The 12951-nt window shown below is 64.1% G+C and carries 10 protein-coding genes and 2 rRNA genes; 8 read left to right on the forward strand and 4 right to left on the reverse strand.

Annotation, left to right across the window (positions count from 1 at the left end):
- Positions 1 to 8 precede the first annotated feature (8 nt).
- The 5 genes from H3H37_RS03695 to ppnP are packed head-to-tail and all read left to right on the forward strand — an operon-like array spanning position 9 to position 5513.
- On the forward strand, positions 9 to 683 hold the full coding sequence (locus H3H37_RS03695) for a chemotaxis protein CheW (RefSeq protein WP_182160240.1): 675 nt from the start codon (positions 9 to 11) through the stop codon (positions 681 to 683).
- Positions 680 to 3088, forward strand: coding sequence for a hybrid sensor histidine kinase/response regulator (locus tag H3H37_RS03700; protein WP_182160241.1), 2409 nt, complete (start codon positions 680 to 682; stop codon positions 3086 to 3088). The genes H3H37_RS03695 and H3H37_RS03700 overlap by 4 nt, the downstream gene beginning before the upstream one ends.
- Positions 3085 to 4107 carry a chemotaxis-specific protein-glutamate methyltransferase CheB gene (cheB, locus tag H3H37_RS03705; RefSeq protein WP_182160242.1) on the forward strand — a complete coding sequence of 341 codons (1023 nt, stop codon included), beginning with the start codon at positions 3085 to 3087 and terminating at the stop codon, positions 4105 to 4107. The genes H3H37_RS03700 and cheB overlap by 4 nt, the downstream gene beginning before the upstream one ends.
- Positions 4108 to 4142: 35 nt before the next feature.
- Positions 4143 to 5186 (forward strand): diguanylate cyclase domain-containing protein, encoded by a 1044-nt coding sequence (locus tag H3H37_RS03710; RefSeq protein WP_182160243.1) that lies wholly within the window; start codon positions 4143 to 4145, stop codon positions 5184 to 5186.
- Positions 5187 to 5198: 12 nt separating this feature from the next.
- The gene (ppnP, locus tag H3H37_RS03715) at positions 5199 to 5513 is read left to right on the forward strand and encodes a pyrimidine/purine nucleoside phosphorylase (RefSeq protein WP_182160244.1); all 315 of its coding nucleotides are present in this window, start codon (positions 5199 to 5201) and stop codon (positions 5511 to 5513) included.
- Positions 5514 to 5610: 97 nt separating this feature from the next.
- On the opposite strand, the gene murB is transcribed toward ppnP, so the two are convergent.
- Positions 5611 to 6639: a UDP-N-acetylmuramate dehydrogenase gene (gene murB / locus H3H37_RS03720; RefSeq protein WP_182160245.1), complete on the reverse strand. Its 1029-nt coding sequence runs from the start codon at positions 6637 to 6639 to the stop codon at positions 5611 to 5613.
- Between the two features lie 141 nt (positions 6640 to 6780).
- Between murB and H3H37_RS03725 the strand changes: the two genes are divergently transcribed.
- Complete coding sequence (locus H3H37_RS03725; RefSeq protein WP_182160246.1) at positions 6781 to 7266, forward strand: YajQ family cyclic di-GMP-binding protein; 486 nt, start codon at positions 6781 to 6783, stop codon at positions 7264 to 7266.
- 150 nt (positions 7267 to 7416) lie between these two features.
- On the forward strand, positions 7417 to 8670 hold the full coding sequence (locus H3H37_RS03730) for a nitronate monooxygenase (protein ID WP_182160247.1): 1254 nt from the start codon (positions 7417 to 7419) through the stop codon (positions 8668 to 8670).
- A gap of 87 nt (positions 8671 to 8757) precedes the next feature.
- Here the strand turns inward: H3H37_RS03730 and H3H37_RS03735 are convergent, their stop codons facing one another.
- Positions 8758 to 9696, reverse strand: coding sequence for an exopolyphosphatase (locus tag H3H37_RS03735; protein WP_182160248.1), 939 nt, complete (start codon positions 9694 to 9696; stop codon positions 8758 to 8760).
- Between the two features lie 455 nt (positions 9697 to 10151).
- Here H3H37_RS03735 and H3H37_RS03740 point away from each other — a divergent pair, with 455 nt between their 5' ends.
- The gene (locus tag H3H37_RS03740) at positions 10152 to 12449 is read left to right on the forward strand and encodes a glycogen debranching protein (protein WP_182160249.1); all 2298 of its coding nucleotides are present in this window, start codon (positions 10152 to 10154) and stop codon (positions 12447 to 12449) included.
- A 120-nt stretch (positions 12450 to 12569) separates the two neighbouring features.
- Here H3H37_RS03740 and rrf read toward each other — a convergent pair.
- Both rrf and H3H37_RS03750 read right to left on the reverse strand, forming a co-directional pair.
- A 5S ribosomal RNA gene (rrf, locus tag H3H37_RS03745) occupies positions 12570 to 12682 on the reverse strand.
- Positions 12683 to 12849: 167 nt separating this feature from the next.
- Positions 12850 to 12951, reverse strand: a 23S ribosomal RNA gene (locus H3H37_RS03750); the annotation flags it as partial.

Genomic DNA, 12951 nt, shown 5'->3' on the forward strand with positions numbered 1-12951 from the left:
GAGAAACGATGACGACACTGGACAGCCCTATCCTCGTCAATTGCTGGAACCGCATCGGCGTTTCCGGCGACCAGAGCTGCGACAAGCTGGCGCGCCACATCCACTGCCGCAACTGCGAAGTGTATGCCGACGCGGCCCAGGCCAACATGCAGCGCGCGGTGGACGACAGCTACAAGCGCGAATGGGCCGACCACTTCCGCCGCGTGGACGACGACAGCGCGCGGCTCGACGCCTCCTGCCTGGTGTTCCGCATCGGCCGTGAATGGCTGTCGCTGCCGACCGCCATCCTGCAATCCGTGGCGCCGCAAGCCGCGCCGCACCGACTGCCGCACCGCCACGCGCGCGAACTGCGCGGCATCGTCAACGTGGGCGGCACGCTGTACCCGTGCATGTCGCTGGGCGCCCTGCTGGGCATAGATGAATCGGAAACCGTGGCCGCCGCCGGCCGCCACATCTTCGCCCGGCTGCTGGTGGTGCGCTGGGACGAGCAATGTTTCGCGCTGCCGGTGGCGGACCTGCATGGCATCGTGCGTTATACGTCGGCCACGGTGCAGCCGCCGGCCGCCACCATCAACAAGGGCCTGCAACGCTACCTGTCCGGCGTGCTGTCCCATGCCGACATGCAGATCGGCTGCCTGGACGCGGCCCTGATCGGCCACCAACTCGCGAGGACGCTACGATGAGCCATGATCAGCAAGGCGATTTGAGCCAGTTCTCCATGCGCGACCTGTTCCGCATGGAGGCCGACACCCAGACCCAGATCCTGACGGACGGCCTGCTGGCGGTGGAGCGCCTGAAGGGCGACGCCGGCGCGCTGGAGGCGATGATGCGCGCCGCCCACTCGATCAAGGGCGCGGCCGCCATCGTCGGGCTGGACCTGGTGGTGCAACTGGCGCACGGCATGGAGGACAGTTTCGTCGCCGCCCAGCAGGGCCGCATGCAACTGACGCCGAACCGGGTCGATGCGCTGCTGGCCGGGGTGGACCTGATCCTGCAAATCGCGCGGCTCGACGACGCGAACGCCGACGCCTGGCTGGCCGCCAACGGCGCCCCGATCAGGACCACGCTGGACCTGATCGCCAACATCGCCTACTTGCCCGAGCCCCCGTCCAGCGCGCCGCAAGCCGCCATGCCGGCTGCCCCGGCTGCCCCGACTGTTCCTTCTACGCCGCCCGCATTGCCTGCATCGGCTGCCCCTGCTGCTCCCGGCGCGCCTGCCGCGCCCCTCCCGCAGGATGCCGCCTCGGCGCCACCCGCCGCGCAAGCGGAGACGACGACCGCGCCGACGGTCACGCCATTGCAGGCGACAGCCACCGCCGACGAAGGCGCCGCCATTCCCGTCGCCCGCCTGCCCGCCCCGCTCAAGGCTGCCCAGAATTTCGACCGCCTGCTGTCGCTGGCCAGCGAGGCACGCATCAACGCGCACCAGCTGCATCCCTTCATCCAGGACCTGCAGCGCTTCAAGCGCAACCAGAGCAGCCTGTTCTCGCTGGTGGAACAGCTGCATGAAGCCATCGCCAACAGCAGCGATGCCAGCCTCAAGGAAAAGTCGCTGCTGGCGCTGCAAAAAACCCACCCGCTCAAGCAGTTCCTGCTGGAGCACATCGCCGACATCGAAGCCTACGAGCGCCGCACGCTGGCGGTGTCGCAGAACATGGTGGACGAAGTGCTCACGCTGCGCATGCGCCCGTTCCGCGACGGCGTGCAGGCGTTCCCGCGGATGGTGCGCGACCTGGCGCGCGGCATGGGCAAGGACGTGCACCTGGAGATCGTCGGCGAAGACACGCTGGTGGACCGCGACATCCTGGCCCGCATCGAAAGCCCGCTCAACCACATCCTGCGCAACGCCGTCGACCACGGCATGCAGACGCCGGCCGAGCGCATCGCCGCCGGCAAGCCGGGCACCGGCACCATCGTGCTGGAAGCGCGCCACCGCGCCGGCATGCTCAGCATCGAAATCCACGATGACGGGCGCGGCGTGGACCTGGAAAAAATCCGCGCCACCGTCATCGCCCGCAAGATGGCCGCGCCGCAGATGGCGGCCGCGCTGTCACCGGCCGAACTGCTGGAATTCCTGTTCCTGCCCGCCTTCAGCCTCAAGGAAAGCGCCAACGAGATCTCGGGCCGCGGCGTGGGGCTGGACATCGTGCACGAAACCATCCGCGAGCAGAACGGCACCGTCAGGCTGGAATCGGAACTGGGCCAGGGCTTCCGCACCTCGATCACGCTGCCGCTCACGCAATCGATCGTGCGCGCGCTGGTGACCGACATCAAGGGCGAGGCTTACGCCATCCCCATCGTCAAGGTCGAGCGCGTGCTCAAGGTGCCGCCGGCGGCCATCCACACGCTGGAGAACAAGCAGTTCTTCGACTTCGGCGGCGAGCACCTGGGGCTGGTGTCGGCGGCGCAGGTGCTGGAACTGGGCGAGATGGAAGCCGGTGGCGAGGACTTGCCGGTGGTGGTGATCGGCAGCGGCACGCGCCGCTACGCGCTGGTGGTGGACGCCATCCGAGGTGAGCAAAGCCTGGCCGTGCAGGCGATCGATCCCATCTTCGGCAAGATGCGCGACATCTCGGCCGCCGCCCTGCTCGACGACGGCGAGCCGGTGCTGATCCTGGACGTGCCGGATTTGCTGCTGTCGATCGACAAGCTGCTGCACGAGGGCGGCCTGCACCAGCTGGCGCGGGCCGACCACGCGGGCCGGCGCCGCATGAAACGCATCCTGGTGGTGGACGATTCGCTCACCGTGCGCGAAATGGAACGCAAGCTGCTGCTGGGGCGCGGCTTCCTGGTGGACGTGGCCATCGACGGCATCGACGGCTGGAACGTGGTGCGCAGCGGCGAATACGACCTGGTCATCACCGACGTCGACATGCCGCGCATGGATGGCATCGAACTGGTCACGCTGATCAAGAAGGACGTCCACCTGCACAAGCTGCCCGTGATGATCGTGTCCTACAAGGACCGGCCGGAAGACCGCGCGCGCGGCCTGTCGGCCGGCGCCGACTACTACCTGACCAAGGGCAGCTTCCATGACGAGACGCTGCTGGACGCCGTCTCCGACCTGATCGGCGAGGCGCCGCTATGAAAATCGCCATCGCCAACGACGTGCCGATGGCGGCCGAGGCGCTGCGCCGCGTAGTGGCCAGCACCACCGAGCACCAGGTGCTGTGGATCGCCCGCACCGGCCTGGAGGCGGTGCAGCTATGCGCCGCCAACCGCCCCGACCTGATCCTGATGGACTTGAACATGCCGGAACTGGATGGCGTGGAGGCGACGCGCCTGATCATGGAGCAGTCGCCGTGCGCCATCCTGGTGGTGACGGGCCAGCCACAGTACAATGTGAACCAGGTGTTCCGCGCGCTGGGCGCCGGCGCGCTGGACGTGACGGCCACGCCCGTGCTGCAGGGCGGCGCCGGCGGCGACGCCCAACTGTTGGCCAAGATCCACACCATCGATAAGCTGATCCGCCACAGCGGCGGCAACCAGGCCATGCAACCGAAGGGTGTCAACGGCCAGCCGCCCGTGCCGGCCGCCATCCATACGCTGGTGGCCATCGGCGCGTCCACCGGCGGCCCGGCGGCCGTGGCGGCGATGCTGGCTGGCTGGACGGCGCCACCGGACTGCGCCATCGTCGTGGTGCAGCACATCGACCAGCACTTCGCCGACAATTTCGCCAAATGGCTGGGCGAGCAGCTGGCCATGCCCGTGCGCGTGATCGCCGATGGCGACGATCTGCAGCCGGGCACGGTGCTCATCGCCAAGAGCAACGACCACTTAACGCTGGATCAAAACGGGCGCTTGGGGTACGATGCAGCTCCGCGCGACTATGCCTACCGGCCCTCGGTGGATGTGTTTTTCCACTGCGTGGCCCAGCACTGGCGCGGCGCGGCGATCGGCGTGCTGCTGACCGGCATGGGGCGCGACGGCGCCGAAGGCTTACTGGCCATGCGCCGCGCCGGCCACGCCACCGTGGCCCAGGACCAGGCCAGCAGCGCCGTGTATGGCATGCCGCGCGCAGCGGCCGAACTGGACGCGGCCCAGCTGGTGCTGCCGCTGGACCGGATCGGCGCGCTGCTGCGCAGTACCACCGGCGCCAAGCCATGAGCGCCAGCCCCACAATCAGCTACCCGAGAAACGCGATGTCCGATGTGATACCCCCTACCGCCGACCAGGAGCCAGCCCTCACCGCCTACAAGGTGCGGGTGCTGCTGGTGGACGATCAGTTGATCATCGCGGAAGCCGTGCGGCGCATGCTGGGCGGTGAGTCCGACGTCGAGTTCCACCACGAGGCCAGCGCTGCGCGCGCGCTGGAGGTGGCGCGCCAGCTGCAACCGACCGTGATCCTGCAAGACCTGGTGATGCCGGACACGGATGGCTTCACCCTGATCCGCCAGTACCGCGAGGACGACACGCTGCGCCATGTGCCCGTGATCGTGCTGTCGGCCAAGGAAGACCCGAAACTGAAGGCGCACAGCTTCGCCACCGGCGCCAACGACTACATGGTCAAGTTGCCGGACCGGCTGGAATTGCAGGCGCGCGTGCGCTACCACGCCAGCGGCTACATCAGCCGCTTGCAGCGCGACCAGGCGTTCCGCTTCCTGCGCGAGAGCCAGCGCCAGCTGGCGGCGGCCAACATCGAGCTGCAAAAGCTGGCCGCGCTGGACGGCCTGACGGGCATCGCCAACCGCCGCCGCTTCGACGAGGCGCTGCAGCAGGAATGGCTGCGCAGCCAGCGCGACCGCCAGCCGGTGGCGCTGATGATGTGCGACGTCGACCATTTCAAGCTTTACAACGACAGCCACGGCCACCCCGCCGGCGATTTGTGCCTGAAGAAGGTGGCCGCTGTCCTGACCGAACATTTGAAGCGCCCGGCCGACCTGGTCGCGCGCTACGGCGGCGAAGAATTCGCCATTATCCTGCCCGAAACGGATTTGACCGGCGCACTGACCGTCGCCGAATCATGCCGCCGCCATCTGGAACAACTGGCCATCCCCAACCCGCAAGCGCCGCATACCGGCTGCGTCACCCTGTCGGCCGGCGTGGCCTGCGTGGTGCCGTCGCCGCTGGGCAGCGCCGAGGGCTTGCTGGAACTGGCCGACCAGGCCCTGTATGCCGCCAAGCGGGCCGGCCGCAACCGCGTAGTCAGCGCGGCCGACCTGCAAGGCGTCTCCCCCAACGTTTAAGGAATACCGAACATGAGTGCACAATTCGACCAGGTCAGCGTCATCAAGAAATCCAACATCTACTTCGACGGCAAGTGCGTATCGCACACCGTGCTGTTCGCCGACGGCAGCAAGAAGACCATCGGCGTGATCTTCCCCTCCAGCCTGACCTTCAACACCGGCGCGCCCGAGACCATGGAAATCCTGGGCGGCGTGTGCAAGGTGCGCCAGGCCGGCGCCACCGAATGGAACACCTATGGCGCGGGCCAGCAGTTCCAGGTGGGCGGCAACACCCACTTCGACATCGAAACGGTGGAAACGCTGGACTACGTCTGCCACTTCGGCTGATCCGCCAGGACGGATGCGGCGCCGCCATGGCGCCGCGCCACTGCATGACCTGCCCGGCGCCGACCGCAGCCACGCCGGGTCACGCCGGACCACACCGTCACACGAACACCGGCTCCGGCTCCAGCCGCACGCCATAGCGCGCCTGCACGTCGGCCTGGATGGCCTGCGCCAGCCGCACCACGTCGGCCCCCGTGGCGCCGCCATGGTTGACCAGCACCAGCGCCTGCTTGGCGTACACCCCGGCAGCCCCCAGGCTGCGCCCCTTCCAGCCGCATTGGTCGATCAGCCAGCCGGCGGCCAGCTTTTCGCTGCCGTCGGGCTGGCGGTGGTGCACCAGCGTAGGAAAACGGGCCAGCAAGTCCGCGCATTGGGCCGCATCGACCACGGGATTCTTGAAGAAGCTGCCGGCATTGCCGATCTCGGCCGGGTCCGGCAACTTGCGGCGCCGGATCGCGATCACCGTGTCGGCCACCTGGCGCGCCGTGGGCGCGGCCAGTCCCTGCTCCGCCACGGCCTGGGCCAGTTCCGCGTAGCGCAGATTGGGCTGCCATGCGCGCGGCAGCGCGAACGTCACGTCGACGATGATCAATCCCTGCCCCGCCGCGTGCTTGAATATGCTGTCGCGGTAGCCAAAGCGGCAGGCGGCGGCGTCCATGGTGCGGGTCTGTCCGGTGGCCGGGTCGAACACGGTCAGGCTGTGGAACAGGTCCTTCGTTTCCGCGCCATAAGCGCCGATGTTCTGGATCGGCGCCGCGCCCACCGTGCCGGGGATCAGCGACAGGTTTTCCAGCCCGCCCATGCCCTGCGCCAGCGTCCACTGCACGAAGTCATGCCAGTTCTCGCCGGCCGCGGCCTTCACATGATGGTGGTCGGCGTCGCCGGCCAGCACTTCCCGTCCGGCCAGCGCAATGTGCAGCACCAGGCCGGCCACGTCGCCCGTCAGCAACACGTTGCTGCCGCCGCCCAGCACCAGCCGCGGCAGCGCGGCCACATCCGGGTCGGCCAGCGCGGCGCGCAACTGCGCCAGCGATTCCACGCGCAGGTAAGCCTGGGCGCGGGCGGCGATGCGGAAAGTGTTGAGGGACTGCAGGGGAAACTGGTGCTGGAGGGCGGGATATGGATACATGAAGAAAACCAAATAATTTGATCGATTATAGAGCGAAACGGACAAAAAACCAGCGCCTGTATGGGGCACGCCCCACTTTGTCCGTTAAAATGTCAGTCTTTGAGGCCGTGCGCGGCCTGCCACACCATTGAGGAATGAACCATGCCGTCGTTTGATGTAGTCTCCGAAGCCGATATGATCGAAGTGAAGAACGCTGTCGATCAATCCAACAAGGAAATCTCCACCCGTTTCGACTTCAAGGGCAGCGATGCGCGCGTCGAACAGAAGGAAAACGAGCTGACCGCGTTTGCCGACTCCGAATTCCAGCTGAGCCAGGTGCGCGACGTGCTGACCAACAAGCTGGCCAAGCGCAAGGTCGATGTGCGCTTCCTGGAGGATGGCGACATCAAGAAGATCGGCGGCGACAAGGTCAAACAAGTGATCAAGATCAAGAATGGCATTGAATCTGATGCCGCGAAGAAAATCGTGCGTGTCATCAAGGACAGCAAGATGAAGGTGCAGGCTAGTATACAGGGTGATGCGGTGCGTGTGACGGGCGCCAAGCGCGACGACCTGCAAGCGGCCATGGCCCTGCTGCGCAAGGATGTGCCCGACATGCCGCTCGAGTTCAACAACTTCCGCGACTGATCCCTGCCTTCCGGCGCCCGCGCGCGCCGTCATCAAGCTGTAGTACGCATGGAGTAGAATGGATGGAGCTCCATGCCGGTACTGCCGCGCGACCGCAACAGCCCTGGGCGCTCCAGCCCAGCGACCAACCTCGGTAGTCTAAGGATAGCAATGAAACGTGTTGATGATTTCCGCCTGCGATTTGGCAAAAACGAGTATGTGCCCATCATGGTCGGCGGAATGGGTGTCGATATTTCGACTTCGGAACTGGCGTTGGAGGCAGCCCGCCTCGGTGGCATCGGCCACATCTCGGACGCGATGGTGGAGGACGTCTCCGACCGCCGCTTCGATACCAGCTTCGTCAAGGAAAAGACCAAGCTCTACAAGTTCAACATTAACAACATGGACAAGGCCGTGGTCCAGTTCGACCTGGGCCGCCTGGCCGAGGCCCAGCGCCTGCACGTGGGCAAGACCATGGAAGCGAAGAAAGGCCCCGGCCTGATCTTCGTGAACTGCATGGAAAAGCTGACCATGAACGGCCCCAAGGAAACCCTGCGCGTGCGCCTGAACGCGGCGCTGGACGCGGGCGTGGACGGCATCACGCTGTCGGCCGGCCTGCACTTCGGCTCGTTCGCGCTGATGGCCGACCATCCGCGCTTCCGCGACGCCAAGCTGGGCATCATCGTCTCGTCCGTGCGCGCGCTGCAGATCTTCCTGCGCAAGAACGCCAAGCTGGACCGCCTGCCTGACTACGTGATCGTCGAAGGCCCGCTGGCCGGCGGCCACCTGGGCTTCGGCATGGACTGGGCCGAGTACGACCTGCACACCATCGTGGCCGAGATCCTGGCCTACCTGAAGGCCGAGAACCTGGACATCCCGCTGATCGCGGCCGGCGGCATCTTCACCGGCTCGGACGCCGTCAGCTTCCTCGAAGCCGGCTGCGCGGGCGTGCAGGTGGCGACCCGCTTCACCATCGCCAAGGAATGCGGCCTGCCGGACAAGGTCAAGCAGGAATACATCAAGGCCACCGAGGACGACATCATCGTCAACGGCATCTCGCCCACCGGCTATCCGATGCGCATGCTCAAGAGCACGCCGGCCATCGGCTCGGGCATCCGCCCCGGCTGCGAATCGTACGGCTACCTGCTGGACGCGACCGGCAATTGTGCCTACATCAACGCCTACAACCGCGAAGTGTCGGCCCATCCGGACGAGAAAAACATCGTGGTGATGGACAAGACCTGCCTGTGCACCCACATGCGCAACTTCAACTGCTGGACCTGCGGCCACTACACCTACCGCCTGAAGGACACCACGCACAAGATGCCGAGCGGCGAGTACCAGCTGCTGAGCGCGGAACACGTGTTCAAGGACTACCAGTTCAGCGTCAACAATGAAATTGCCTTACCTGAGAAAGAATTCTAATCAGACTTGACGATTTCCTTGCGGAAATGAAAAAAAACGGCGCAGTCCTCGCGGGCTGCGCCGTTTTGCATAGTTGGGTGCCGCTGCTTAACCGTCCTTGTTGATGCGTGCGATCAGCGCGCCCAGCACCTCATCGGCCCGTTCGTTGTCGACCTGGCAGGTGCCCGCGTTCTCATGCCCGCCGCCGCCGTATTCCAGCATCAGCGCGCCGATATTGGTGTGCGAGCTGCGGTTCAGGATGGATTTGCCGGTGGCGAACACCGTGTTCTGGTTCTTCAGCCCCCACAGCACGTGGATCGAGATATTGGTTTGCGGGAACATCGCGTAGATGATGAAGCGGTTGCCGGCGTAGATCACGTCTTCCTTGCGCAAGTCCAGCACCACCAGGTTACCGTGCACGGTGGCGCAGCGGCGGATCTGCTCCTTGCACTTCTCGCTGTGCTCGAAATACAAGTCCTTGCGCTCCTTGACGTCGGGCAGCGCCATGATCTGGTCTATCGTGTGGTTCTTGCAGTAATCGATCAAGTCCATCATCAGGTTGTAGTTCGAGATGCGGAACTCGCGGAAGCGGCCCAGGCCCGTGCGCGCATCCATCAGGAAATTGAGCAAGTCCCAGCCTTGCGGGTTGAGCACTTCCTGCTCGTTGAAGCGGGCTGCGTCGCCCTTGTCCACGGCTGCCATCATGTCGCCCCAGTTGGCGGGGAAGGCCTTGGCGCCGCCGTAGTAGTCGTACACCACGCGCGCGGCCGAAGGCGCCTCAGGGTGGATGATGTGGTTGGGGCGCTCGCCCGTGTTGCGTATCGTCTCGGACAGGTGGTGGTCAAACGCCAGGTGCACGCCGGCCACGAATGGCAGGTTGGTGGTGATGTCGTCGGCGCTGATGGCAATCTTCCCGCCCTGCATGTCCTTGGGATGCACGAACAGGATGTCATCGATCATGTCCAGGTGCTTCAACAGCACAGCGCACACCAGCCCGTCGAAGTCGCTACGGGTTACCAGACGAAATTTTTTTGCTTCAGCTGACATGAAAAGACCCTTTGTAAGAAATACAAACAAGTACAACCGCGTCACACCTTGCACGGTGCCCTGCTGCATCATACAACCGCCCAGCCCGGCACGCCCAGCAAATGTGACCAGACGTTGCATTGCGTCACATCAGCGTTCCGGTCTATCTGGGCGACATTTCACTAAGTAGCAAAACTACGTCAAATAGAGTGTGCGCTCGTTGACATTCACTACTTATGCGCGTAGATTCCCCCGACACCAGCTCGTTTTCTCGATATCTCGAAAGCAGTTGGTAGTAAAAGTACACAAAATATGATGGCCCCGCACAGGGGCACGCACAACGGAGACGAACACCCACCGAAAAAACTGATCGCCACGAGCGAGGCCGCGTCACGCCTGTCTGCGTCCGCGCCGCCCTCGCCCATCCTTCCCCCGTTCCCGACTATAAACACACATAAAGACGACCGGAGACATACATGCAACTCAGCCGCCTCGCCCTCGCCGCTCTGCTCACCTGCACCCTGGCTGGCGCCCCCGCCACTGCCGCCATCAACGCCAGCCAACTGGGCGCCAGCTATGACGCCACCCACAGCAACATCAACTTCAAAATCTATTCCAGCCGCGCCACCCGGATCGAGTTGTACTTGTACGGTAGCGCCAGCGGCAGCCAGGAATTGGCCCGCATCGTCATGACCCAGGGTGCCGGCGGCGTGTGGAGCACCACCGTCTCATCCAGCGCGCTGACCAGCTACGGCCTTACAGGCACCGTCTATTACGGCTACCGCGCCTGGGGTCCGAACTGGCCCTACAACGCGGCCTGGACCAAGGGCAGCGCCACCGGCTTTATCAGCGACGTGGACACGGCCGGCAACCGCTTCAACCCCAACAAGCTGCTGACCGATCCGTACGCGCTCGAACTGAGCCACGATCCCACCAACCCGAACATGACGGACGGCACCGTGTACGCCAGCGGCGCCCTGTACCGCAACCTGGACACGGGTGCCGTTGCGCCCAAGGGCATCGTGCTGGCCGGCGACACGCAGTCGATCGGTGTCAAGCCGACCCGCGCCTTCAAGGATGACGTCGTGTATGAAGTGCATGCACGCGGCCTGACCATGAACGACCCCAGCATTCCCGCCGCGGACCGCGGCACCTACAAGGGCGCCGGCGAGAAAGCGGCCTACCTGGCCAGCCTGGGCGTGACGGCGGTCGAATTCCTTCCGGTGCAGGAAACCCAGAACGACACCAACGACGTCAACGGCGCCAACGACACGGGCGACAACTACTGGGGCTACATGACCCTGAACTATTTCGCCCCCGACCGCCGTTACGCAGCCGACAAGACGCCGGGCGGTCCGACGCGCGAATTCAAGGCCATGGTCAAGGCCTTCCACGACCAGGGCATCAAGGTGCTGATCGACGTGGTGTACAACCACACGGGCGAAGGCGGCGCGTGGAACGCCAACGACACCTCGACCTACAACATCTACGGCATGCGCGGCCTGGACAACCCCACCTATTACGAGCTCACGTCGGACAACCAATCCTCTTGGGATAACACTGGCGTGGGCGGCAATTACAACACCCACAACCCGGTGGCGCAAAACCTGATCGTCGATTCGCTGGCCTACTGGCGCGACACGCTGGGCGTGGACGGCTACCGCTTCGACCTGGCCTCCGTGCTTGGCAACACCTGCGAGAACGGCTGCTACAACTTCGACAAGATGGACCCGGCCAATGCCCTGAACCGCATCGTCAACGAATTGCCGCCGCGCCCGGCAACTGGCGGCAGCGGCGTGGACCTGATCGCGGAACCGTGGGCCATCGGCGGCAACTCCTACCAGGTGGGCGGCTTCCCCAGCGGCTGGTCGGAATGGAACGGTTTGTACCGCGACACCGTGCGCCAGAGCCAGAATGAACTGGGCTCGGTCACCGTCACCACCGGCACCATGGCCACGCGCTTCGCCGGATCGAGCGACCTATACGGGGATGATGGCCGCAAGCCGTGGAACTCGGTCAACTTCGTCGTCGCACACGACGGCTTTACGCTCAAGGACGTGTATAGCTGCAACGGCAAGAATAACAACCAGGCCTGGCCTTACGGCCCCAGCGACGGCGGCAATGACAATAACGACAGCTGGGACCAGGGCAGCATCGCAGCCGACCAGCGCAAGGCGGCACGCAATGGACTGGCCTTGATGATGCTGTCGGGCGGCGTGCCGATGATGACGGGCGGCGACGAGATGCTGCGCAGTATCAACTGCAACAACAACCCGTACAACCTCGATTCCATCGGCAACTGGCTGAACTGGAGCTGGACCACGGACCAGAGCAACTTCCAGTCCTTCAGCAAAGGGATGATCGCGTTCCGCAAGGCCCATCCCGCCCTGCGGCCCGCCGACTTCTACTCCAGCGTGGATAACAACGGGAACGTGATGGAACAGATGCGCTGGTTCCAGCCCAGCGGTGCGGTAGCGGACGCGAATTACTTCAACAACGGCAGCAACCACGCCATTGCCTGGCGCATCGACGGTTCCGAGTTCGGCGACAGTGCTTCGGCCATCTACGTCGCCTACAATGCCTGGAGCTCGCCAGTGAACTTCGTGCTGCCATGGCCGGGCGCGGGCAAGATCTGGTACCGCGTCACCGACACCTGCAACTGGGCCGAAGGCGCCAACCAGGTACGCGCGCCCGGTAGCGAAGATGTCATCGGCGGCGAAAATACGTCATACGGCGTGTGCGGCCGTGGCACGCTGGTGCTGATCGCAAAATAAGGGCTTCCCGCCGCAAAAGCGCTTCGTCATGAAGCGCTTTTTTACATCCGCCATCATCGAGAAAAGGGACGAAAAAAAAACCCCGCCAACACATGTCAGCGGGGTTTTTTCGAATAACTAGCTTGACGATAACCTACTTTCACACTGGTTGCAGCACTATCATCGGCGCAGAGTTGTTTCACGGTCCTGTTCGGGATGGGAAGGGGTGGGACCAACTTGCTATGGTCATCAAGCTTTGACTTGTACAGCTTTCGCTCCCAACGGGGCAGCGACAGCTCGAATCTGGAAGAAGCATTATAAACGATTTATACCGTTTATACAATGTAAGGATCGGGGTAATGAAGTTGTATCAACGAACGTTTCAACGCACTTCTTATTCACCACAACCTGCTAAGGTTATAGGGACAAGCCGTACGGGCAATTAGTATCAGTTAGCTTAATGCATTACTGCACTTCCACACCTGACCTATCAACGTCCTGGTCTCGAACGACCCTTCAAGGA

The organism is Rugamonas brunnea, from assembly GCF_014042345.1.
GTDB classification, from domain to species: domain Bacteria; phylum Pseudomonadota; class Gammaproteobacteria; order Burkholderiales; family Burkholderiaceae_D; genus Rugamonas; species Rugamonas brunnea.